Source organism: Streptococcus sp. KHUD_013, from assembly GCF_052588545.1.
The window spans coordinates 1,304,844-1,327,905 of record NZ_CP186264.1 but is presented as its reverse complement, the minus strand read 5'-3'; the positions used below and the strand labels follow the sequence as shown (position 1 = coordinate 1,327,905).

The 23,062-nt window shown below is 43.2% G+C and carries 24 protein-coding genes and 1 pseudogene; 21 read left to right on the top strand and 4 right to left on the bottom strand.

Going from position 1 to position 23,062, the window contains the following annotated elements; genetic code table 11:
* Positions 1-42 precede the first annotated feature (42 nt).
* The 10 genes and pseudogenes from murA (at position 43) to ACOXXR_RS06205 (ending at position 9,598) form a co-directional block, all read left to right on the top strand.
* On the top strand, positions 43-1,326 hold the full coding sequence (gene murA / locus ACOXXR_RS06250) for a UDP-N-acetylglucosamine 1-carboxyvinyltransferase (RefSeq protein ID WP_023026629.1): 1,284 nt from the start codon (positions 43-45) through the stop codon (positions 1,324-1,326).
* A complete protein-coding gene (locus tag ACOXXR_RS06245) occupies positions 1,316-1,504 on the top strand; it encodes a DNA-directed RNA polymerase subunit beta (RefSeq protein WP_023022752.1) in 189 nt (62 codons plus the stop codon). Before murA ends, ACOXXR_RS06245 begins: the two co-directional genes overlap by 11 nt.
* Positions 1,505-1,608: 104 nt before the next feature.
* On the top strand, positions 1,609-2,421 hold the full coding sequence (locus tag ACOXXR_RS06240; RefSeq protein ID WP_233331708.1) for a DNA/RNA non-specific endonuclease: 813 nt from the start codon (positions 1,609-1,611) through the stop codon (positions 2,419-2,421).
* A gap of 166 nt (positions 2,422-2,587) precedes the next feature.
* Positions 2,588-3,313, top strand: coding sequence for a matrixin family metalloprotease (locus ACOXXR_RS06235; RefSeq protein WP_023022754.1), 726 nt, complete (start codon positions 2,588-2,590; stop codon positions 3,311-3,313).
* Positions 3,310-3,681 (top strand): hypothetical protein, encoded by a 372-nt coding sequence (locus tag ACOXXR_RS06230; protein ID WP_023022755.1) that lies wholly within the window; start codon positions 3,310-3,312, stop codon positions 3,679-3,681. Before ACOXXR_RS06235 ends, ACOXXR_RS06230 begins: the two co-directional genes overlap by 4 nt.
* Before the next feature lie 82 nt (positions 3,682-3,763).
* Entirely contained in the window at positions 3,764-5,671 is a 1,908-nt protein-coding gene (locus ACOXXR_RS06225) for an ABC-F family ATP-binding cassette domain-containing protein (protein WP_445278290.1), read from the top strand.
* A gap of 205 nt (positions 5,672-5,876) precedes the next feature.
* The gene (locus ACOXXR_RS06220; RefSeq protein WP_445278289.1) at positions 5,877-6,233 is read left to right on the top strand and encodes a hypothetical protein; all 357 of its coding nucleotides are present in this window, start codon (positions 5,877-5,879) and stop codon (positions 6,231-6,233) included.
* A gap of 4 nt (positions 6,234-6,237) precedes the next feature.
* Positions 6,238-7,110 carry an XRE/MutR family transcriptional regulator gene (locus tag ACOXXR_RS06215; RefSeq protein WP_445278288.1) on the top strand — a complete coding sequence of 291 codons (873 nt, stop codon included), beginning with the start codon at positions 6,238-6,240 and terminating at the stop codon, positions 7,108-7,110.
* Between the two features lie 25 nt (positions 7,111-7,135).
* A pseudogene (locus ACOXXR_RS06210) lies at positions 7,136-8,314 on the top strand (MFS transporter).
* Between the two features lie 108 nt (positions 8,315-8,422).
* Positions 8,423-9,598: an MFS transporter gene (locus tag ACOXXR_RS06205; protein ID WP_445278287.1), complete on the top strand. Its 1,176-nt coding sequence runs from the start codon at positions 8,423-8,425 to the stop codon at positions 9,596-9,598.
* 184 nt (positions 9,599-9,782) lie between these two features.
* Here the strand turns inward: ACOXXR_RS06205 and ACOXXR_RS06200 are convergent, their stop codons facing one another.
* The 3 genes from ACOXXR_RS06200 to murT are packed head-to-tail and all read right to left on the bottom strand — an operon-like array spanning position 9,783 to position 12,211.
* Complete coding sequence (locus ACOXXR_RS06200; RefSeq protein ID WP_270307914.1) at positions 9,783-10,073, bottom strand: LapA family protein; 291 nt, start codon at positions 10,071-10,073, stop codon at positions 9,783-9,785.
* Between the two features lie 9 nt (positions 10,074-10,082).
* Positions 10,083-10,871: a lipid II isoglutaminyl synthase subunit GatD gene (gatD, locus tag ACOXXR_RS06195; protein ID WP_445278286.1), complete on the bottom strand. Its 789-nt coding sequence runs from the start codon at positions 10,869-10,871 to the stop codon at positions 10,083-10,085.
* Positions 10,871-12,211 (bottom strand): lipid II isoglutaminyl synthase subunit MurT, encoded by a 1,341-nt coding sequence (gene murT / locus ACOXXR_RS06190; RefSeq protein ID WP_445278285.1) that lies wholly within the window; start codon positions 12,209-12,211, stop codon positions 10,871-10,873. The genes gatD and murT overlap by 1 nt, the downstream gene beginning before the upstream one ends.
* A 182-nt stretch (positions 12,212-12,393) precedes the next feature.
* Between murT and cdaA the strand changes: the two genes are divergently transcribed.
* The 11 genes from cdaA (at position 12,394) to whiA (ending at position 21,959) form a co-directional block, all read left to right on the top strand.
* Entirely contained in the window at positions 12,394-13,242 is an 849-nt protein-coding gene (cdaA, locus tag ACOXXR_RS06185; protein ID WP_129822207.1) for a diadenylate cyclase CdaA, read from the top strand.
* Entirely contained in the window at positions 13,239-13,979 is a 741-nt protein-coding gene (locus ACOXXR_RS06180) for a CdaR family protein (protein ID WP_195348185.1), read from the top strand. The genes cdaA and ACOXXR_RS06180 overlap by 4 nt, the downstream gene beginning before the upstream one ends.
* 27 nt (positions 13,980-14,006) lie before the next feature.
* On the top strand, positions 14,007-15,362 hold the full coding sequence (glmM, locus tag ACOXXR_RS06175) for a phosphoglucosamine mutase (RefSeq protein WP_445278284.1): 1,356 nt from the start codon (positions 14,007-14,009) through the stop codon (positions 15,360-15,362).
* 42 nt (positions 15,363-15,404) lie between these two features.
* Positions 15,405-16,796 carry an LPXTG cell wall anchor domain-containing protein gene (locus tag ACOXXR_RS06170; protein WP_023026643.1) on the top strand — a complete coding sequence of 464 codons (1,392 nt, stop codon included), beginning with the start codon at positions 15,405-15,407 and terminating at the stop codon, positions 16,794-16,796.
* Between the two features lie 194 nt (positions 16,797-16,990).
* Positions 16,991-17,122: a DUF4044 domain-containing protein gene (locus ACOXXR_RS06165; protein ID WP_006596603.1), complete on the top strand. Its 132-nt coding sequence runs from the start codon at positions 16,991-16,993 to the stop codon at positions 17,120-17,122.
* 45 nt (positions 17,123-17,167) lie between these two features.
* Positions 17,168-18,481, top strand: a complete 1,314-nt coding sequence (gene obgE, locus ACOXXR_RS06160; protein WP_445278283.1) for a GTPase ObgE — start codon at positions 17,168-17,170, stop codon at positions 18,479-18,481.
* A gap of 23 nt (positions 18,482-18,504) precedes the next feature.
* Positions 18,505-18,666: a hypothetical protein gene (locus ACOXXR_RS06155; RefSeq protein ID WP_048717230.1), complete on the top strand. Its 162-nt coding sequence runs from the start codon at positions 18,505-18,507 to the stop codon at positions 18,664-18,666.
* 16 nt (positions 18,667-18,682) lie between these two features.
* Positions 18,683-19,060: a RidA family protein gene (locus ACOXXR_RS06150; protein ID WP_125335397.1), complete on the top strand. Its 378-nt coding sequence runs from the start codon at positions 18,683-18,685 to the stop codon at positions 19,058-19,060.
* Positions 19,061-19,171: 111 nt separating this feature from the next.
* Positions 19,172-20,068 carry an RNase adapter RapZ gene (gene rapZ, locus ACOXXR_RS06145; RefSeq protein ID WP_048717232.1) on the top strand — a complete coding sequence of 299 codons (897 nt, stop codon included), beginning with the start codon at positions 19,172-19,174 and terminating at the stop codon, positions 20,066-20,068.
* The gene (locus tag ACOXXR_RS06140; protein ID WP_445278282.1) at positions 20,065-21,042 is read left to right on the top strand and encodes a YvcK family protein; all 978 of its coding nucleotides are present in this window, start codon (positions 20,065-20,067) and stop codon (positions 21,040-21,042) included. The genes rapZ and ACOXXR_RS06140 overlap by 4 nt, the downstream gene beginning before the upstream one ends.
* Entirely contained in the window at positions 21,039-21,959 is a 921-nt protein-coding gene (whiA, locus tag ACOXXR_RS06135; protein ID WP_048689373.1) for a DNA-binding protein WhiA, read from the top strand. Before ACOXXR_RS06140 ends, whiA begins: the two co-directional genes overlap by 4 nt.
* A gap of 37 nt (positions 21,960-21,996) precedes the next feature.
* On the opposite strand, the gene ACOXXR_RS06130 is transcribed toward whiA, so the two are convergent.
* Entirely contained in the window at positions 21,997-22,965 is a 969-nt protein-coding gene (locus ACOXXR_RS06130) for an NAD(P)/FAD-dependent oxidoreductase (RefSeq protein ID WP_445278281.1), read from the bottom strand.
* Positions 22,966-23,062 lie beyond the last annotated feature (97 nt).

Below are 23,062 nucleotides of genomic sequence, written 5' to 3'. Positions count from 1 at the left end.
ATGATAGTAGTCGTGACTGAATGAAATGGAGTAATAACGAGTATGGATAAAATTATTGTAAACGGTGGTCAAAATCGCCTAGTTGGAACTGTGAAGATTGAAGGAGCAAAGAATGCCGTCCTTCCCCTTTTAGCAGCAACTGTTTTGGCCAGTGAAGGAACAACGACTTTGACCAATGTTCCTGTTTTATCTGATGTCTTTACCATGAATAATGTCGTTCGTGGCTTGAACACTCAAGTGACGTTTGATGAAGAGACCAATACAGTAGTCGTTGATGCAACTCAACCATTAACAGAAGAAGCGCCTTACAAATATGTCAGCAAGATGCGGGCTTCGATCGTCGTATTAGGTCCTGTCTTGGCTCGGAATGGTCATGCCAAAGTTTCCATGCCGGGTGGATGTACCATTGGTAGTCGTCCAATCGATTTGCACTTGAAGGGATTGGAAGCTATGGGGGCGAAGATCACTCAAACTGCGGGCTATATTGAAGCAAAAGCAGATCGTCTTCATGGAGCGCATATCTATATGGATTTCCCATCTGTAGGTGCCACCCAAAATATCATGATGGCAGCAACTTTGGCAGATGGAACTACGGTTATCGAAAATGCAGCCCGCGAACCTGAGATTGTGGATTTGGCCTCTCTTTTGAATAAGATGGGCGCTAAGGTGCGTGGAGCTGGGACAGAAACCTTGACGATTGTTGGGGTGGATCGCCTGCATGGAGCGGTTCATAATGTCGTTCAAGACCGAATTGAGGCAGGCACTTTCATGGTTGGTGCAGCCATGACAGGTGGAGACGTTTTAATCGAGGATGCTATCTGGGAACACAACCGCCCTCTTCTTTCTAAGATGCAAGAAATGGGTGTTGAAGTAACGGAAGAAGAAAATGGTATTCGCATTCGCTCAGATGTCTCTAAATTGAAACCAGTGACGGTAAAAACCTTGCCTTATCCAGGCTTTCCTACAGATATGCAAGCCCAATTCACTGCTTTGATGGCCATGGCCTCTGGTGAATCGACTATGATTGAAACAGTCTTCGAAAATCGCTTCCAACACTTGGAAGAGATGCGTCGGATGGGCTTACATTCAGACATTATGAGAGATACAGCCCGCATCCAAGGTGGAGCTAGCTTACAAGGGGCTGAAGTGATGTCGACAGACTTGCGTGCTAGTGCGACCTTGATTTTAATGGGGCTTGTAGCTGAGGGAGAAACCAAAGTTAGCAAGTTAACACACCTTGACCGTGGATATTTTAAATTCCATGAGAAATTGGTGGCTCTTGGAGCAGATGTACGTCGTGTGAAGGAAGATGATGATGAAAACTAAATTAAAAGCAATTGGAAAACAATTGGGAATCGTCCTATTGGTTCTTACTATTTTAGCGATTGTCTTCGCTCTTGGCTTGGTCATTGGATATGGTATCATTGGTAATGGGAAGGATCCTTGGTCTATTCTCTCGCCAGATACATGGAAGGAAATCCTTCAGAAATTTACAGGTAAGTAACTATTTATCAAAAGAGGAGCTTGAGATCGTGATCCCAGGCTCTTTCCCATTCAGTAGAAACAGAGGAAACCAGTGTGGCAAATAATCAAAAGAAACCACTTAAAATGAAAAAATCGGGACAAACCTTACTAGGCTTGGTGGTGGCTGCAGCTCTCTCGATCGGCGGGTATTATTTTAGTCAACCCCAGCCAATCGCTAGTCACTCTCAAGTTCAAACGGTTGTCACTTCGAGTCAACAAGCAACACCGAGTAAGGAACTAGCTGAGAGTGTTCTGACGGATGGTGTTCGTACAAAACTAGGAAAGAACATTCAATGGAACGAAGCGGGCGCTTTCATTATTAACCAGAACAAAACCAATCTGGATGCAGATGTTGCGAGTCTCCCTTATGCAGATACGAAGACAAAGACTGTAAAAGGACGAGAAATTCCCACAGTTGCCAACGCTTTGATGACCAAGGCGACTCGTCAATACCAAAAGAGAGAGCAGACAGATGTAGATTGGACGCCAGCTGGCTGGCACCAAGTAACCAATTTAGCTGGGGAATACGACCATGCGGTTGATCGGGGACACCTTCTCGGCTATGCCTTGATAGGTAAGCTTGATGGTTTTGATGCCTCAACGAGCAATCCAAAAAATATAGCGGTTCAAACAGCTTGGGCGAATCAAGCTCGTGATAGTTTTTCGACAGGACAAAATTATTATGAGACCCTTGTTCGGAAGGCCTTAGACAATAATAAGCGGGTTCGTTATCGAGTGACTCTCCACTATGCATCGGATGATGATTTGGTACCAGTCGGCAGTCAAATTGAAGCAAAATCTAGTGATGGTAGTCTAGAGTTTAACGTCTTTGTTCCAAATGTTCAGAGTGGAATTAGTTTGGATTATCGTACGGGAAAAGTAACAGTGCATCGTTAAGCTAAACGGAAAAGAAGAAGCAAGATGAGAAGGATTCGGTTGGCTTTGTAGTCGACTGGATCTTTTTCTTTTCATGACTGCAATCTTTAGTTTATTTTAAGAAAACTAAGGTATACTATGCTCTTCTAGACCTAAACAGAGGTCTTCCCAAGGAAAGGAGGAGCTTGTGAGAACTATTAAAGCCATGATTCGTTTTCTAATACGGGCCATTTGGAGCCTTGTTTGGGGCTTGTTCTGGACCCTAGCTCTCAGTTTTGCCCTAGTAGTTGGTGTTCTGTTCTTTAGTGGCAAAACCGGTAGCGGGATAGACGGCATCAGTCGTGCGGCCCAAACGGTTGTCACGCAGGTGGATGCTTACTTTCATCGAACTGGTCCTATGCTAAGTCAAGGGAGCCCATCTGCTCAAGAAGGCCTAGCAACTGATGGCCATACCTCTACAGGAGCAAGGTGGGATCAGGCAACTGCAAAAGTTTATCTAGATCCTGCGATGGATGAGACCTTTACCCTTGCTTATGAGGAAGCGCTTGAGTCTTGGAATCAGACAGGGGCCTTCACTTTCCAACTTGTCACCAGTGAAGAAGAGGCGGATATCCTCCTAACAGAGATGGATGATAGCACGGTTTCTGCAGCAGGTGAAGCAGAATCCCAGACCAATGTTTTAACCCATCGATTCAAACGTGTGATTGTTCGTTTGAATCGCTATTACCTATTAAATAAGCAGTACAACTATTCCCATCAACGGATTGTGAATACAGCTGAGCATGAACTAGGCCATGCCATTGGTTTGGACCATAATGAGGAAGAGTCCGTCATGCAGTCGGCTGGTTCCTTTTATAGCATCCAAGCGAGGGATATTGAAGCTGTTCGTCAACTATATAAGGAGTCAGAATGATCAAACGGATACTGTATCTTATTCGAACCTTTCCAGAACAAGTGGCACTCTTTGTGTTTAACTCTGGAATCTTTCTTTGGATATCCCAAAAAGGGCAAGTAATTTCCCATGAATTAGGCATTCAACAGGCTTGGGAAAATTATGCTCCTGAGGGAGTCCGTCAATTTTTCGGGAACAATAGGGAAGCTGTTCAAGCTTTCCTCTCCCATTCGGCCATTACTTGGCTGATTGGCTCCATGATTATCCTGCTTGTGATTCGCTTTGTGAAGGGCGTCATCAAATGGGGCTTGTTTTTGCTAGTGATTGGCATCGGGCTTTTCCTAGCCTGTCAGTACAGTCAAATGGCTTCCAATGTCTCAGCGATTTAAAAAGTGAAGAAAGGTCAAGCGCGTCTAGCGTTTGGCCTTTTCTTCAATTGTCAATTTGTCAAAAGTAAGGTACAATGAAACTATGATTATTTTACAAGCCAACAAAATTGAACGCTCTTTTGCAGGGGAGGTTCTTTTTGATAATATCAGCCTGCAAGTGGATGAACGGGATCGAATTGCTCTGGTCGGAAAGAACGGCGCAGGCAAGTCTACGCTCTTGAAAATCTTGGTGGGAGAAGAAGAGCCGACCTCAGGAGAAATCAATAAAAAACGCGACCTTTCTCTCTCTTATCTGGCCCAGGATAGCCGCTTTGAGTCGTCCAATACCATCTACGATGAGATGCTCCATGTCTTTGACGATCTCCGTAAGACGGAAAGAACCTTACGGCAGATGGAGCTCGATATGGGGGAAAAAACTGGAGCCGATTTGGAGAAACTCATGCAGGATTATGACCGGCTCTCGGAAGAATTCCGTCAGGCTGGTGGCTTTACCTATGAGGCAGATATCCGTGCCATTTTAAACGGCTTCAAGTTCGATGAATCTATGTGGCAGATGAAGATTGAAGAGTTGTCTGGAGGGCAAAATACCCGTTTAGCTCTGGCCAAGATGCTCTTGGAAAAGCCAAATCTTTTGGTACTGGATGAGCCGACCAACCACTTGGATATTGAGACCATCGCCTGGTTGGAAAATTACTTGGTCAATTATAGTGGGGCCCTTCTCATTGTCAGTCACGACCGGTATTTTCTAGATAAGGTAGCAACCATTACTCTGGACTTGACCAAGCATTCTTTGGACCGCTATGTCGGCAATTACTCCAGCTTTGTCGAGCAAAAAGAGCAAAAACTCCTGACCGAAGCCAAGAACTACGAGAAGCAACAAAAAGAAATCGCTGCTCTCGAAGACTTTGTTAATCGCAATTTAGTGCGGGCTTCGACCACCAAGCGGGCCCAGTCTCGTCGCAAGCAGTTGGAAAAAATGGAGCGCCTAGACAAGCCCGAAGCTGGGAGCAAGTCTGCCCATATGACCTTCCATTCTGATAAGACCTCTGGCAATGTCGTCTTGACAGTAGAAGAGGCAGCTGTCGGCTATGACGATCAAGTCCTATCAGAGCCCATCAATCTGGATATCCGCAAGATGAATGCGGTCGCTATTGTAGGACCAAATGGAATCGGGAAATCGACTCTAATCAAGTCCATCGTTGGACAGATTCCTTTTATCAAAGGAGAAGCCCGTTTTGGGGCCAATGTCGAGGTGGGCTACTATGACCAGACCCAAAGTAAGCTAACCCCTCACAACAGTGTCTTGGATGAGCTCTGGAACGACTTCAAGCTAACACCAGAAGTAGAAATTCGCAATCGCCTAGGAGCCTTCCTTTTCTCAGGGGACGATGTCAAGAAAACCGTCGGCATGCTGTCAGGTGGAGAGCGGGCGCGCCTGCTCTTGGCTAAACTATCCATGGAGAATAACAATTTCTTGATTCTCGATGAGCCAACCAACCACTTGGATATCGATAGCAAGGAAGTGCTGGAAAATGCCTTGATTGATTTTGATGGGACCTTGCTCTTTGTCAGCCACGACCGTTACTTTATCAATCGGGTGGCTACACAGGTCTTGGAACTGTCAGAAGAGGGCTCAACTCTTTATCTAGGAGACTATGATTATTATCTGGAGAAAAAAGCGGAGTTAGAGGCCCTTGCGGCAGCACAAGCAGAAGCTGTGCCTGTTTCCTCGGCCGAAGAAGTCACCAGCAATGACTATCATCTGCAAAAGCAAAACCAAAAGGAACTCCGGAAAATCACTCGTCGCATTGAGCAATTGGAAGCAGAGATGGAAGAGCTGGACCAGAAAATCCAAGACATTACCGAAACCATGCATAGCACCAACGATGCAGCTGACTTGGTTCAACTGCAAAGCGAGCTGGACCAACTAACTGTCCAGCAGGAAGCGGTCATGGAAGAGTGGGCAGAACTGTCAGAGCAGGTGGAATAGATGGAAGATCTTGGAAAAGTTTTTCGTGAATTTCGAATCAGTAAGAATTATTCGTTAAAAGAAGCTGCGGGCCACTGACGCTGGCGAACTCATGGAGAGCCAGTAGCAAATCGACCAGCTGACCGCCGCGCAAGAAGAAGCCATGCTAGAATGGGAAGCGCTAGCCCAGTAAGTATAGTTTTCTAGTTTGTATAAGGAGAACATAATGGCGACTGAAAATGATTGGTTTATGAAGCAGGTTAAAGGTGTAGCCGACATGATTGGTACAACTTTGCGCCTACAGATTCAAAATTTAGATTTGGGGCAGTATGAGGATGAGGAAGGAAAACTCATCAACGGGGCTCACTATCTTCAGCAAGTCCTAGAAGAGCAGCGCTTCGAAGAGGCCATTTCTTTTGTTGAAGAGCAGATGAAACGCCTACCTCTTCATCAGTATGATCTATTGGTTGATTGGCTGATTTCCTACTTAAGACAATTAGATGTTTCCGTGAAAGAAGATCAAGGATTCTACGAAGGGTACTTGCAAGAGTTAGAAAGGCACTTAAAGGAATTTAAGTGGTAATCAAATGGAAGATTTAGGCAAAGTTTTTCGTGAATTTCGAATCAGTAAAAATTATTCGTTGAAAGAAGCTGCAGGAGAGGCCTGCTCGACCTCCCAGTTATCCCGTTTTGAATTGGGGGAGTCGGATCTGGCTGCGTCGCGCTTCTTTGACATTTTGGACAATATCCATGTGACGATTGAGAATTTTATGGATAAGGCCAGAAATTTTCAACACCATGAACATGTGGCCTTGATGGCCCAGATTATTCCTCTTTACTATTCAAATGATATTACTGGTTTTCAAAGGCTTCAAGGAGAACAACTTGAAAAGGCTAAAAGTTCGACCAATCCCCTCTATTTTGAATTGAACTGGATTTTGTTACAAGGGCTGATTTGCCAGAGAGATGCCAGCTACACCATGAAGCAGAGTGATCTGGACAAGGTGGCGGATTATCTCTTTCAAACGGAAGAGTGGACCATGTATGAGTTGATCCTCTTTGGCAATCTTTATAGCTATTATGATGTGGATTATGTTACTCGGCTTGGTAGAGAAGTGATGGAGCGTGAAGATTTCTACAAGGAAATTGGTCGCCATCGAAAACTGGTCTTGATTCTAGCTCTGAATTGTTACCAGCATTGTTTAGAACACCGTTCTTTTGAAAATGCTAGTTATTTTGAAGCCTATGTGGAAAAGATTATCGGCAAGGGAATTAAACTCTACGAGCGCAATGTCTTTCATTACCTCAAGGGATTTGCCCTCTATCAGAAGGGGCAAAAGAAAGAAGGCTGTCAGCAAATGCAGGAAGCCATGAATATTTTTGATGTGTTGGGACTACCAGAGCAGGTAGCTTACTATCAAGAACACTTTGATAAATTTGTAATAGATGAATGTTCCTAAATAAGCAAGAGATAAAGGAGATTTTATGAACCGACATGCGGTCCAATTAATTAGTCGTGGAGCGATTAACAAAATTGGAAATATGCTCTATGATTATGGGAATAGTGTCTGGCTGGCCTCAATGGGGACTATAGGAAAGACGGTATTAGGAATCTATCAGATTTCTGAGTTAGTGACAGGGATTCTCGTCAATCCTTTTGGAGGAGTGATTTCAGACCGTTTTTCTCGTCGCAAGATTTTGATGACGACCGACTTGGTTTGTGGACTCCTTTGTTTGGCGATTTCTTTTATCAGAAGTGATCGTTGGATGATTGCGGCACTGATTTTTGCCAATATAGTTCAGGCCATTGCCTTTGGTTTTTCTCGACCTGCCAATAAAGCCATTATCACAGAGGTGGTAGAGAAAGAAGAGATTGTAACCTATAATGCGCACTTGGAGTTGGTCTTACAGGTTGTTAGTGTCAGTTCACCTGTGTTTTCTTTCCTAGTTCTACAATTTGCCAGTCTCCATGCGACCCTCTTACTAGATGCGCTGACCTTTTTTATTGCATTTGTCCTAGTGGCATTCCTTCCGAAAGAAGAAGCTAAGGTTCAAGAAAAGAAACAGTTTACGGTGAAAGATATTTTTTCTGATATCAAGGAGGGGTTAGACTATATCTGGCATCAGAAAGAAATTTTCTTTCTCCTCTTGGTGGCTTCCGGTGTTAATTTCTTTTTTGCGGCTTTTGAGTTTTTACTTCCCTTTTCCAATCGACTCTACGGGGTCAAGGGGGCTTATGCGACCATCTTAACATTGGGAGCTATCGGATCTATTCTAGGAGCACTTGTTGCCAATAAAATTGCATCAAGTATGAAAACTCTCCTGTTTTTACTGATTATGGCAGGGGTCGGAGTGTTCACGATGGGCTTGCCTCTCCCACCTTATCTTTCCTTTTCGGGAAATCTGGTCTGTGAATTTTTTGTGACCATTTTCGACATCCACGTTTTTAGTTAAGTGCAAACCAAGGTGGAAGATGATTATCTGGGGAGAGTCTTGAGCACGATTTATACTTTGGCTGTTCTTTTTATGCCCATCGCCAAAGGTTTGATGACTTGGTTACCAAGTGTCCAAGTAGAATCCTTTCTCCTGATTGGAGCTGGAGTTATTCTCTTTTCACTCTTGGCTCAGCTAGTAGCTAAGCAGTTTCAATTAAAAGAACAGTAGGTATCCTTTTATAAAATTGCAATCTATTATTTTTCCCAAATAAGGGACAAAATGAAAACCTCTTTCATGAACTGATACAATAGTTTCAGAAAATGAAGGAGGTTTTTTATGAAGCGACATGCAGTCCAATTAATTGCTCGTGGAGCAATCAATAGAATGGGGAATATGCTCTATGATTACGGGAATAGTGTCTGGTTGGCCTCGATGGGGACTATAGGAAAGACGGTATTAGGGATTTATCAGATTTCTGAACTTGTTACCTCCATTCTAGTTAATCCATTTGGAGGCGTGATCTCAGACCGTTTTTCTCGTCGTAAGATTTTGATGACAACCGACTTGGTGTGTGGTCTCCTTTGTTTGGGCATTTCTTTTATCAGGAACGATCGTTGGATGATTGCAGCCCTGATTGTTGCCAATATTGTCCAGGCCATTGCCTTCGCTTTTTCTAGAACTGCCAATAAAGCCATTATTACAGAACTTGTAGAGAAAGACGAGATTGTGACTTATAATGCCCACTTGGAGTTGGTCTTACAGGTTGTCGGTGTTAGTTCACCTGTCTTCTCTTTTCTTGTTTTACAATTTGCCAGTCTCCATGGGACCCTCTTACTGGATGCACTGACCTTTTTCATTGCTTTTGTACTGGTTGCTTTACTGCCGAAAGAAGAAAAGGTTCAAGAAAAGAAAGGGTTTACGGCAAAGGATATTTTTTCTGATATCAAGGATGGAGTGCACTACATCTGGCAGCAGAAAGAAATTTTCTTTCTCTTATTGGTGGCTTCCAGTGTCAATTTCTTCTTTGCAGCTTTTGAGTTTTTACTTCCCTTTTCCAATCGACTTTACGGAGTCAAGGGGGCTTATGCGACCATCTTAACCTTGGGGGCTATTGGCTCCATCATCGGAGCCTTGATCGCTAATAAATTTAAATCAAGCATGGAGATGCTTCTCTTCTTATTGATCTTAACAGGAGTAGGAGTATTCATGATGGGCTTGCCTCTTCCTCCTCTTCTTTCCTTTTCTGGAAATTTAGTCTGTGAACTCTTTATGACGATTTTTAATATCCATTTTTTTACCCAAGTACAAACCAAGGTGGAAGGAGACTATCTAGGAAGGGTCTTAAGCACCATTTTTACCCTGGCCATTCTCTTAATGCCCATCGCAAAAGGCTTGATGACTTGGTTGCCAAGCGTCCGAGTAGAATCCTTTCTCCTGATTGGCGCTGGCGTCATTCTCTTTTCCTTCCTAGCCCAACTAGTAGCCAAGCAGTTACCATCACAAAGTCATTAGAACAACATGAAGAGGCTGGGACAAAAGTCCTAGCCTCTCAATTGTCTTTGAATTGTCGAGCAAGACGCAGTGGTTGAGTGGGCTCTACTGCGCTGATTTCATCAGCTTTTACAGCCCTACTCAACTGTGCGGATGTGGGACGACGAAATCGAATTCTAACGAATTACCGATTTCTGTCCCACTCTCAGTTTTCGATTTGTTTGATTTTTTCTTCTTTATCACCTGACATCTTTTGTCCTAGTTGTTTTTTCGCGGCTTTTAACTCATGTTTTAATGAGAAATTTTTTGGAAGGCTGACTAAGAAAGTCACCAGCGAACCTAGAAGGACACAAACCAGAATCAAAATGATGAGAGGGAGTTTAAATTGGACCAGCAAAAAGTTCACGGTCACCGTTTGCATATTAGCCAAGGAAATAATCGCAATGAGCAGTACAGAAATCAGTAGTGCAACATATTGTAGTTTTCGTTTATTCATTTTGTCTCCCTATTCTTCTAATTCAGCCTTGCTTTTCACATCAGCGTATTCTTCTGCTTTTTCAAGGCTTAAGATATCATTGTAAGTCGGTAGGACGATGTCTTGTCCATATTTTTTCTTTAGAGCGGTTGTCACCAAGCGATAGGCCAAATTGGCATTTCGGGACAAGATAGGACCGTGGAAGTAGCTGCCAAAGACGTTCTTGTAATGAACCCCTTCGCACCCATCTTCTTTGTTGTTCCCATTTCCGTAGACGACTTTACCAAGCGGTTTTTCGTCCTTCGCCAAGAAGGTCCGACCTTGGTGGTTTTCAAAACCATAGTAGGTCTCATTGAACTCTTCATTATGGATTTTGATGTCGCCAATATAGCGATTGTTTTCTTGGTTAAGAGTGTAATGCCCCATAATACCAAGGCCCTCAATACGTTTGCCAGAAGCTTCAATGTAGTACTGGCCTAGAAGCTGAAAGCCACCACAGATAGCCAGGACCACCCCATCGTCATGAATAAAGCGTTCGAGGTCTTCTTTTTTATCTGGTAGGTCCTCAGATACAATGGTCTGCTCGTAGTCTTGGCCTCCACCGAAAAAGGCAATGTCGTAGAGGTCTGGATCAAAGCGGTCTTTGAGCGAAACGATGTCCACCGTTACGCGAGCACCAAGCTTTTCCGCAACGTACTTGAGCATGAGGATATTGCCATTATCCCCATAAGTATTCATCAGATTCCCATAAAGATGGGCAATTCTCAATTCATATTGATAGTTTTCCTGATCAGGGGATTGTAGTGAAGTATACGTCATTAATTCATCTCCTTTTCAATCAGGTGTTCTTGAGCTAGCAATTCACGGAATTCTAGCATGGCTGTATAGGTGGCTAAAATATAGGCGTGAGGAGTAGTCTGTCCTTTAATCTGGGTAAAGACATCCTCTAATTTTGCATTTTCAGTAATCTGGTCAGCCGGATAGCCAGTGACCCGAAGTCGCCGAGCAATTTCTGAGTGTCGCACCCCACCAGCATTGATTTCTGGAATGTCCATCTGGGTGATTTGCTCAAAGTCCGCATCCCAAATCCAGCTGGTATCAATCCCATCTGCATAGTTGGCGTTGAGAAGAACGGACAAGCTGAAGGGATATGGCGCTAGTTTGATCATTTCAATAGCCTGAGTAGCTCCAACCGGATTTTTGATCAGGACTAGGGTACATTCCTTATCCCCAATCTTAAAGGTTTCCTGACGGCCAAAGACAGCCTTGCTCTTATCGAAACCACGCTTAATGACGTCTGGGCTGACATCAAAATAATGGGCCACCGCAACTGCAGCGAGGGCATTATAAATATTGTAGAGGCCCCCGATATTAATGTGGTAGTTTGTTCCGTTGATCTTAAAGTGAGAAGAAGTATTGGTCAGCTCAGTCAATTCATCGACAGCGACTGTTAAAGGAGGACGGTGGAAGCCACAGCTTTCACAAATGTAATCCCCCAGATTCGCATAGGTATTCAACTGGTAGGTCAAGATGCCATGACATTCTGGGCAGACGATTCCTTCTGTGTTGTAATGAGCTAGCTGTGGAGCAGTTTTTTCCGTATCAAAGCCAAAATATTGAACGGGATTTGGTAGGGGAAGGGTATGGAAAAGAGGGCTATCCCCATTCATCAGAACAGTCGCCTGTGGCGCTTTTTTGATCCCATCCAAAATCATCCGATAAGTCGTGTAGATTTCTCCGTAGCGGTCCATTTGATCGCGGAAGATATTGGTAATCACAAACAAGGTCGGTGTGATGTAGTCACAAATCCGAGATAGGCTGGCTTCATCGATTTCAAGAACAGCGATCGGACGACCAGAAGTATCTTTTGCGTTCAAGAAAGTAGTTGTAATCCCTGAAATCATATTGGCACCACTAGGATTGGTCACGATAGGTCCGAAAGCCTCCTGAAGAATGCCAACAGTGAGAGCCGTTGTTAGTGTTTTCCCATTCGTACCAGTGACAACTACAATTTCGTAGTTCTGGGCCAGGTGTTGTAAAATATCTTTATCAATTTGAAGGGCGATTTTTCCAGGAAGGGTAGAGCCACGTCCAAGCATACGCAAGAGGTGACTACTCATTTTTCCGGCAATAAGCCCCATACTAGTCTTAATCTTCATAATTCATATTTTATCACAAAAACCAACAGAAGGTTACAGAAAAATCTGTTGAAACATGATATAATGATGTAGAGTGGTTTGAACGCGCTATCCTTTTGATAGAAGCCTTGCTGTTGCTAGTAAGATTCTACAATTTGTTAGCCGTTCGATAAGCCTAGAAGAGAAGTGGTAGGTATGAGATCGTGAACATCCAACAATTGTCAAATCCCCAGTATTGGGCCAGTTTATTTCCCACTCCATGGAGTGTGGTTGTCAACCTGATTGACATTGCCCTAGTAGCTTGGTTATTGTATTATTTTATAAAAGCCATTGTCGGCACTAAAATTATGATTTTAGTCCGTGGTGTCTTGACCTTTTTCTTATTTGAGTTAGTTGCCAATATGATTGGTCTGACGACCATTTCTTGGTTGATCAACCAAATCATCACCTACGGGGTCATTGCTGCGGTAGTGATTTTCTCTCCGGAAATTCGGACGGGATTAGAACGATTAGGTCGAGCAACTGAATTTTTCTCAACCAACCAGATTAGTACAGAAGAAAAATTGGTTCAATCCTATGTAAAAGCCGTTGCTTATATGAGTCCTCGAAAGATTGGTGCCTTGGTTGCTATTCAAGGGAGTAGAACCCTTCAAGAATATATTTCTACGGGTATTCCCCTCGATGCAGATGTTTCGGGTGAACTTCTGATTAATATTTTTATTCCCAACACCCCGCTTCACGATGGGGCAGTGATTGTCACCAATGATAAAATTGCTGTATCTTGTGCTTATCTCCCCTTAACAGAAAGCACGGGAATTTCAAAAGAGTTCGGTACGCGACACCGGGCTGCAATCGGCTTGTCTGAGGTAAGTGATGCCTTCACCTTTGTTGTTTCGGAAGAAACGGGTGGTATCTCCATTGCGAGAAATGGGAGCTTTAGACACGACCTCAGTATCGAAGAATTCGAACAAGAGTTGCGTTCCTTCATAATTCCAGAAGATCAAGGGAAAAAAGATTTGAAATCAAGAATTTTTGGAGGACGTATCAAATGATTCCAAAAAGAAAAATTGTCTATATTGTGACATCAGTCTTTTTCTCAAGTCTCTTATTCATCATTGCCACCTCTGTTAATTTCCAGAATAACAGTAGTGCGCGTCAAGTGAGCTCTGAAACTTACACGAACACCTTAACCAATATTCCGATTGATGTAAAATATAACGATAGTAAATATTTTGTTAGCGGGATTAGTTCAGAAGTAACAGTTTTTCTGAAGGGATCTAACCGTGTCGCCTTAGCATCCGAAATGCAGGCTAGTACTCGTAAATTTAAAGTGGTAGCTGATCTTAGCAATCTGAAAGAGGGCCAGCATGAAATCACCTTAAAGGTGGAAGGCTTACCTTCCGGTTTAACTGCAACCATCGAGCCTCAAACAGTCACTGCAAAAATTGGTAAGAAAAAGACGAAAAAGTTTGATGTTTCCGTCACGATACCAGACAAACAAATTGCCCCAGGTTGGAGTCTCTCACATGTTACTTTTTCTGAAGATAAGGTCTCTGTCACCAGCGACCAGGATACTTTAGCCAAAATTGATCATGTGGAAGCCATCTTCCCTGAAGGAGATCTTTTGAACAATACCTACACGGCAACCGTCTCCTTGAAGGCAGTCGATAGCGAGGGAAATGATTTACCAGTCATCATCTCTCCATCAGAACTATACATGAAGGTTGAGTTGAAACAGACAAGTTCTAGCTCGTCGTCATCCAGTTCCTCATCAAATAATAGCAATTAATAAAGATTCATCGAAAGGATTATCATAATGGGTAAATATTTTGGAACGGACGGAGTCCGTGGAGAAGCAAACGTCGAATTGACACCAGAGTTGGCCTTTAAGCTCGGTCGATACGGAGGGTATGTCCTCAGTCAACATGAAAAAGAAACGCCACTTGTTTTCGTAGGACGAGACACTCGTATTTCTGGTGAAATGTTGGAAAGTGCGCTTGTTGCGGGTCTCTTATCTGTAGGGATTAAAGTATACAAACTCGGTGTGATTGCGACACCAGGTGTAGCTTATTTGGTTCGTTCTGAAGGGGCAAGTGCTGGGGTCATGATTTCTGCCAGCCACAACCCAGCTTTAGACAACGGGATTAAATTCTTCGGGAATGATGGCTATAAACTGGATGATGACCGTGAATTAGAGATTGAAGCTTTATTGGATGCGGAGTCTGATACTCTTCCTCGTCCTAGTGCAGAAGGTCTTGGAACTGTGATGGACTATCCTGAAGGACTTCGTAAGTATCAAGAATACTTAGTTTCAACTGGGACCCAGCTTGAAGGAATGCACGTGGCTCTAGATGCTGCGAATGGTTCTGCATCTACAAGCGCCCGTCAAGTCTTTGCTGACCTAGGAGCACGTTTGACAGTTATTGGAGAAAGCCCAAATGGTCTCAATATCAATGACCAAGTAGGCTCGACCCATCCTGAGGCTTTGCAAGAGGCTGTCCGAGAATCTGGTGCGGCTATTGGTTTGGCTTTTGATGGTGATAGTGACCGTTTGATTGCAGTTGATGAAAATGGGGACCTAGTTGATGGTGATAAGATCATGTACATCATTGGGACCTACCTTTCTGAGAAGGGCCTCTTAAAAGATAACACCATCGTAACGACCGTCATGTCTAATTTAGGCTTCCATAAGGCTTTGGATGCCAAGGGGATTAACAAGGTTGTGACTGCTGTCGGAGACCGCTATGTAGTTGAAGAGATGCGGAAGTCCGGATACAATCTTGGTGGAGAGCAATCTGGTCACGTGATTGTCATGGACTACAATACCACTGGAGATGGCCAGATGAGTGCCGTTCAATTGACTAAGATTATGCAAGAAACTGGTCGAACCTTATCAGACCTTGCATCAGAAGTGACCATCTATCCTCAAAAATTGGTCAATATCCGTGTTGAAAATAGCATGAAAGATAAGGCGATGGAAGTTCCGGCTATTCGCGCAATTATTGAAAAAATGGAAGCTGAAATGGCAGGGAATGGCCGCATCTTAGTGCGTCCAAGTGGTACCGAGCCACTGCTTCGTGTTATGGCAGAAGCTCCGACTGATGACGAAGTGGATTACTATGTGGATACAATTGCCGCTGTGGTCAAAGATGAAATTGGTCTTGAAGATTAAATAAAGAAGTAAACTCTCCAAGCGAGAGTTGAGGAGGTCAATATGAAATATTTACGTCGAATGATGTGGTCTCTAGCCCTTGTTGCTACTGTCCTCTTTTCGAATGCTTTTGTTCAAACGATTCAAGCGTCAGAAGTCCTGTCTTATACGCAAACAGCAAGCCTAACCAAGGATAATCAAGTAGTAACTAGTGGAACTACAGTCTTATCAAACGAAAAATTGTCTGCTACCATCAATGTAGCCTTTCCAGATACACAATCCATTCAAGCAGGAGATACCCTGACCTTGTCTTTGCCGAAAGAATTAACCTTCTATACAGCTCTAGAATTTGATGTGGTGGAAGAAGGTCAAACAAATGGTCAGACAGTTGGGAAAGCTGTTGTCAATACAGCAAACAAGACCGTAACCGTTACTTTTAACGATTACTTTGCTTCCCACCCACTCAATAAACGCGTAGCTTTGCGTTTTGATGTGAAGGTGGATACAGAGGTTGTTACAAAAACATCCCCATTGACTTTTAAAATTGGCAATACAGATTTTTCATTAAACTACGAAAAAACAGATGGTCAAGCTGGTGACTATGAAATGAAATATGGCTACCAAGACCAAAAGGATCCAACGATTGTAAAATGGCGGATTATCTTAAATGCTCGTCAAGATATTCTTCGTGGCATGGTCATTAAAGATCAATTTGGAGATGGCTTGACACTGGTAGAAGGTAGTTTCCGTGCGGTTCGCTTTAGTCCAGTAGATGGTGGAATTAGAAACGAAGCCCATATTTTAAGTCTGCCAGTTTTAGATAATTTCAGTAAAAAAGCTGTCTTCGACAAGAATGCAGCTGGTCAGATCACAGGATTTACTATTGAATTTGGAGATAACTACAATTGGCCAATGTATATTGAATACTCTACTAGAGTGGCTCCGGGTACAAAAGTAGGCGATCTAGTTCATAATACTTTGACATGGAAAGCAACCAATTTCCCTGAGCCTCGTAGCTTAACACGCGAAGTAAGATTAGAATCGGGGTCTGGCGAAGGATTGGGTGAGAAAGAACAAACCCCACCGACACCAAGTTCAAGTTCTTCATCAAGTTCAAGTTCTTCGTCAAGTTCTAGCTCTTCGTCAAGTTCATCGTCTTCATCAAGTTCTAGCTCTTCGTCAAGTTCATCGTCTTCATCAAGTTCTAGCTCTTCGTCAAGTTCATCGTCTTCATCAAGTTCTAGCTCTTCGTCAAGTTCATCATCTTCGTTAAGTTCTAGTACTTCATCAAACTCATCATCAACTTCTGTCAAAGAAGAAGAAACTCCAAAAACTGGGAAGAAAAAAGTTCTTCCAAGTACAGGTGAAAAGATGACGCCTGTTATCTTCCTTGTCGGTATCTTGGGATGTGCAGTTGCTATTACAGTATTTCGCTCTAAGAAGTTAACAAAATAATCCTCGTTTTTAAAAGGCTGGAAATTACTCCAGTCTTTTTTAATTGGATGCTAGAAATAAATATGCAAAAGTATGGTTGTAAAAAACACCTGCCATAAATTAGCTATCTTTCTTGTAAAAGGTGGATGTTTGAAAAATGCCCTTTTTCGTGGTAAAATAGGGCTAATGAATTTATTGTAATAGAGGTAAAAAACGTGGCTTTTGGAGATAACGGAAAACGCAAAAAAACATTTTTTGAAAAATTGACTATGCTAGTCATTGTGATTATGTTAATTGTAACGGTTGGAGCAATTTTTGCTGCAGCTTTGGGTGCACTATCCTACTAAGGGACTACCAAGCAATACTTGGTTATAAAAGGAAAACGATAAACTATGAGTATGTTTTTAGATACAGCCAAGATTAAGGTCAAGGCTGGAAATGGCGGCGATGGCATGGTGGCCTTTCGCCGTGAAAAGTATGTTCCCAATGGCGGCCCTTGGGGTGGTGATGGTGGACGCGGAGGCAATGTCATTTTCGTTGTAGACGAAGGCTTGCGCACGCTGATGGACTTCCGCTATAACCGGCATTTCAAAGCCCAAAATGGGGAAAAAGGGATGACCAAAGGGATGCACGGACGGGGAGCAGAAGATCTCTATGTACGAGTTCCCCAAGGAACGACAGTCCGAGATGCTGAGACAGGAAAGGTCATTACCGACTTGGTTGAAAATGGGCAAGAGTACATTGTTGCCCATGGAGGACGTGGAGGACGCGGGAATATTCGTTTTGCAACTCCTAAAAATCCAGCACCTGAGATTTCAGAAAATGGGGAACCGGGTCAGGAACGCGAACTCGAATTAGAACTCAAGGTCTTGGCAGACGTTGGTCTGGTTGGCTTCCCATCAGTAGGGAAATCAACTCTTCTTAGTGTGATTACTTCTGCCAAACCAAAAATTGGGGCCTATCATTTTACAACCATCGTTCCAAACTTGGGCATGGTTCGGACGCCGTCAGGTGAATCCTTTGCAGTAGCAGACCTTCCTGGATTGATTGAAGGGGCTAGCCAAGGGGTCGGACTGGGGACTCAGTTCCTTCGTCACATCGAGCGCACCCGTGTCATCTTGCATGTCATCGATATGTCAGCCAGTGAAGGACGCGATCCTTATGAAGATTATGTTCAAATCAATAAAGAGCTTGAAACCTATAATCTTCGCTTGATGGAACGTCCGCAGATTATCGTGGCGAATAAGATGGATATGCCAGAGAGCCAGGAAAATTTGAAAGAGTTCAAGAAAAAATTGGCCGCCAATTACGACGAGTTTGATGAACTACCACAGATCTTCCCAATCTCTAGTTTGGCGCATCAAGGTTTGGACAACTTGTTAGAAGCAACAGCAGACTTGTTAGACAAAACACCAGAATTCTTGCTCTATACGGAAGAAGATATGGCGCAAGAAGAAGTTTACTACGGCTTTGATGAGGACCAACCAGCCTTCGAGATCAATCGCGATGATGATGCTTCTTGGATCTTGTCTGGTGATAAGCTAGAGAAGCTCTTCAATATGGCCAATTTTGATCGCGACGAGTCTGTCATGAAATTTGCGCGTCAATTGCGTGGAATGGGTGTCGATGAAGCCCTTCGTGCGCGTGGAGCCAAAGACGGAGATATCGTACGGATCGGTAAATTTGAATTTGAATTTGTTGACTAATTAGATGTAAAGAGGAGAAGAAGATGGGAGATAAACCTATATCCTTTCGTGATAAAGACGGAAATTTTGTCTCTGCTGCAGACGTTTGGAATGCAGAAAAATTGGAAGAACTCTTTAATAAGCTGAATCCCAACCGTAAGTTACGGTTAGAACGGGAAAAATTAGCAACATCCAGTGAAAATTAGGAATCAGGAGAAGAAAATGGCAAAAACAATTCACACAGACAAAGCACCAGCAGCAATTGGACCTTATGTTCAAGGAAAAATTGTGGGCAATCTCTTATTTGCAAGTGGGCAAGTTCCGCTTTCACCAGAAACAGGTGAAATTGTTGGAGAAACCATCCAAGAACAAACCCAACAAGTATTGAAGAATATTGCTGCTATCCTTGAGGAAGCTGGAACGGACTTTGATCACGTAGTTAAAACAACCTGTTTCTTAAGTGATATGAATGATTTTGTACCTTTTAACGAGGTATACAAAACAGCATTTTCAAGTGAATTTCCAGCACGTTCTGCAGTAGAAGTGGCTCGCTTGCCACGCGACGTCAAAGTTGAAATTGAAGTTATTGCAGAAGTATAGTCTGAATAGAGGAATGCATTCGGGAAATAAGAATGCTGGAGTGAGAGCCATCGACTGACCAACTGGAAAGATGATGGTCTCCTCCTTTTTTGTAAGGAAAAGGTGATTAGGATGACAGATACAGAAAAAACAATTCAACTGGTCATTGTGACAGGAATGAGTGGTGCAGGAAAGACTGTAGCCATTCAATCCTTTGAAGATATGGGCTATTTCACCATTGACAATATGCCACCAGCTCTCTTGCCGAAATTTATTGAGCTGATTCAATTGTCGATGGACAACAATAAGTTGGCTCTCGTTGTGGATATGCGGAGCCGGTCTTTCTTCGCAGAAATTCGCTCCATTTTGGACGAATTAGAGAACCACGAAGGAATTGATTTTAAAATTCTCTTTTTGGATGCGACCGACAGTGAATTGGTTGCGCGCTATAAAGAGACTCGTCGGAGTCACCCACTCGCAGCTGATGGGCGTGTCTTGGATGGGATTACGTTGGAACGGGAACTTTTGGCTCCGCTCAAAAACATGAGCCAAAATGTCATTGATACGACGGAATTAACTCCTCGTAATCTTCGAAAAGTGATTGCTGAACAGTTCTCTAGACAAGATAGTCAGCCTGAGTTTCGGATTGAAGTCATGTCCTTTGGCTTTAAGTATGGTTTGCCTTTAGATGCGGACTTGGTTTTTGATGTTCGTTTCCTACCGAATCCTTATTACAAACCAGAGTTACGAAATCAAACAGGCTTGGATGATGATGTCTATAACTATGTCATGGACCATCAAGAATCAGAGGAGTTTTATCGCCATCTCTACGATTTGATTGCTCCTATCTTGCCTGCATATAAGCGAGAAGGGAAGTCTGTTTTGACGATTGCAGTGGGCTGTACAGGTGGTCAACACCGTTCAGTAGCCTTTGCAGCTCGTCTTGGACGGGATCTAGCGAAAGATTGGACGGTGAATATGAGTCATCGCGACAAAGACCGACGGAAAGAAACGGTGAATCGTTCATGAGAAAACCAAAGATGACCGTCATCGGAGGCGGTACAGGAATTTCCGTCATTTTGGACAGCCTTCGAAAAAAAGATGTTGAAATTACAGCCATTGTAACAGTAGCGGATGATGGTGGTAGTTCTGGAGAACTTCGAAAAAATATTCATCAATTGACACCACCGGGTGACTTGCGAAATGTGCTAGTAGCCATGTCAGACATGCCTCGCTTTTATGAAAAAGTCTTTCAATATCGTTTTGCGGAAGACGATGGACCACTAGCTGGGCACCCTCTAGGGAATTTGATTATTGCCGGTATTTCTGAAATGCAGGGATCGACCTATAATGCCATGCAATTGCTGACCAAGTTTTTCCATACGACAGGAAAAATCTATCCTTCTAGTGATACACCGTTGACCCTTCATGCTGTCTTTACGGATGGGACAGAAGTCGCTGGCGAGAGTGAAATCGCCCATCATGAGGGCATGATTGATTATGTTTATGTCACCAATACCTATAATGATGAGACGCCGAAAGCGAGTCGAAAAGTAGTAGATGCGATTTTAGAAAGTGATCTGGTGATTTTAGGACCTGGTTCCCTCTTTACATCGATCCTTCCCAATCTAGTGATTGAAGAAATTGGGCAGGCCTTGCTTGAGACAAAAGCAGAGGTCGCTTATGTCTGCAACATCATGACCCAACGTGGGGAGACAGAACACTTTACCGATAGTGACCATGTTTCCGTTCTTCATAAACACTTGAAGAAGCCCTTTATTGATACTGTTTTGGTCAATATTGAAAAAGTCCCTCAAGAATATATGGACACGAATCGCTTTGATGAATACCTGGTTCAAGTAGAACACGATTTTGCAGGTCTAAAATCGCAGGTTCCCCGAGTTATTTCAAGCAATTTCCTTCGCTTGGAAAACGGCGGCGCCTTCCATGATGGAGGAGCTGTGGTAGATGAACTGATGCAAATTGTACAGGTGATTAAATGAGTTTTACCATTAAAGTAAAAGAGGAGCTTTTGACCTTACATCGCTTCGAAAAAAGTGAGTTGTCTGCTCTGATTAAGATGTCAGGTAGTTTGGGTCTGAGTATGGGGGGCTTAAGCTTGTCCTTGACCACGGAGAATGCTAAGATTGCCCGCCATATCTACGAATTGATTGTAGAGTTTTATCAGGTCAAATCGGACATTCGTCACCACCAAAAAACCAATTTAAAAAAGAATCGCGTCTATACTGTTTCCATCGATGAAAAGGTCGAAGAGATTCTTGCAGACCTGCACTTAGCAGATTCTTTCTTTGGTATTGAGACGGGGATTGACCCAAGAATTTTAGAAGAAGATGAAGCGAGTCGAGCTTATCTGAGAGGCGCTTTCTTAGCAAGTGGGACCATCAAGGATCCGGAGTCTGGTCGCTATCAATTAGAGATTAGCTCTGTTTATTCCGACCATGCCCAGGACTTGGCCAACCTCATGCAACACTTTTTATTAGATGCCAAGACCATCGAACGCAAAAAAGGAGTCGTTACCTATTTGCAGAGGGCAGAGGATATTATTGATTTCCTTATCTTGGTAGAAGCCAAGCAGGCTTTGGAAGAATTTGAGTCTGTCAAGGTCATGCGAGAAGCGCGCAATGATCTCAATCGAGCCAATAATGCTGAAATGGCCAATATTGCGCGGACGGTCACAGCTAGTATGAAGACCATTAACAATATCGTCAAAATCATGGATACCATTGGATTAGGTGGCCTTCCGGTCGAGCTTCAGGAAGTTGCCTATGTTCGAATCCAGAATCCCGACTATTCCATCCAGCAAATTGCGGATGCCCTGAAAACTCCCTTAACCAAAAGTGGCGTCAACCATCGCTTGCGGAAAATCAATAAGATAGCAGACGAGCTAGATGAACTATAAGAAAAACCTTTGAATCATTGATTCAAAGGTTTTCTTCTTACAAACTAGTCGAATGGACTGGTTGAACTTTCTTATCTGGATAAATGTAGTTTATCGCATTATTTACCGCAGTCGGAGCCTCGCCTAATCCAGTCGCAATTAAGTCGATCTTTCCTTCGTAGAAGCAACAATCGCCGCAAGCGTAAATGCCTTCTCGGCTGGTCTCTTGTTTGCGGTTCACGAGGATTTTATGGCGTTGGAGGTCCAAGCCCCATTCTTTCAATTTCCCAACGGATGATTTAAAGCCATAATTGACAAAGAGTTCATCGATGGGGAGTAATTGGGTTTCATCTGATTTAACCTTGCTAATTTCCAGATGGCTGGCACGGCAATTTTCTCCGATTAAACGGCTAGGAACATAAGGAGTTTGAATAGAGACGGACGAAGCCTTTAATTCTTCAACGCTGTGTTCGAGAGCGCGGAAATTATCACGACGATGGACCAGAGTTGTCGGTGCGATGTTTTCAAAGGCTAGGGCCCAATCGACTGCTGAATCTCCTCCTCCTAGAATTGCAACTTGTTTGCCGGCATATTGTTGGATATTTGAAACATGGTAGTGAACGTTCTCAAATTCTTCAGCCCCATCCACTTCTAAAGGACGAGGTTTAAAGGCACCACCACCCATCGCAATAATGACAGCACGACTGAAATGCTGGTCTTTATTAGTTTCAATGAGGAAGTGATCCTCGTTTTTAAGAATATCCAAAACAGTTTCGTTCAAACAAATGTCGGTCTCGAAAGTTTCTAATTGATCGATCAACCGTTGGGACAATTCTTCTCCGGTTAAGTTCGTAAAACCAGGGACATCCAGGATTCGTTTTTCAGGATAGAGAATAGCAGGTTGACCACCTAATTGAGGAAGGGAATCAATCAATTTCACTTTTACTTGACGCATATGGCCATAGAAGGCAGCAAAAAGCCCAACAGGGCCACCACCAATAATGGTAATGTCATAGATTTCAGACATGAGATCTCCTTTGTGATGTGTAACTAGTCCTATTGTATCATAATTCGGGGATAAATAGAAAGTGTAGGAAGTACAAGGATAGAAAAGGATGAATCAG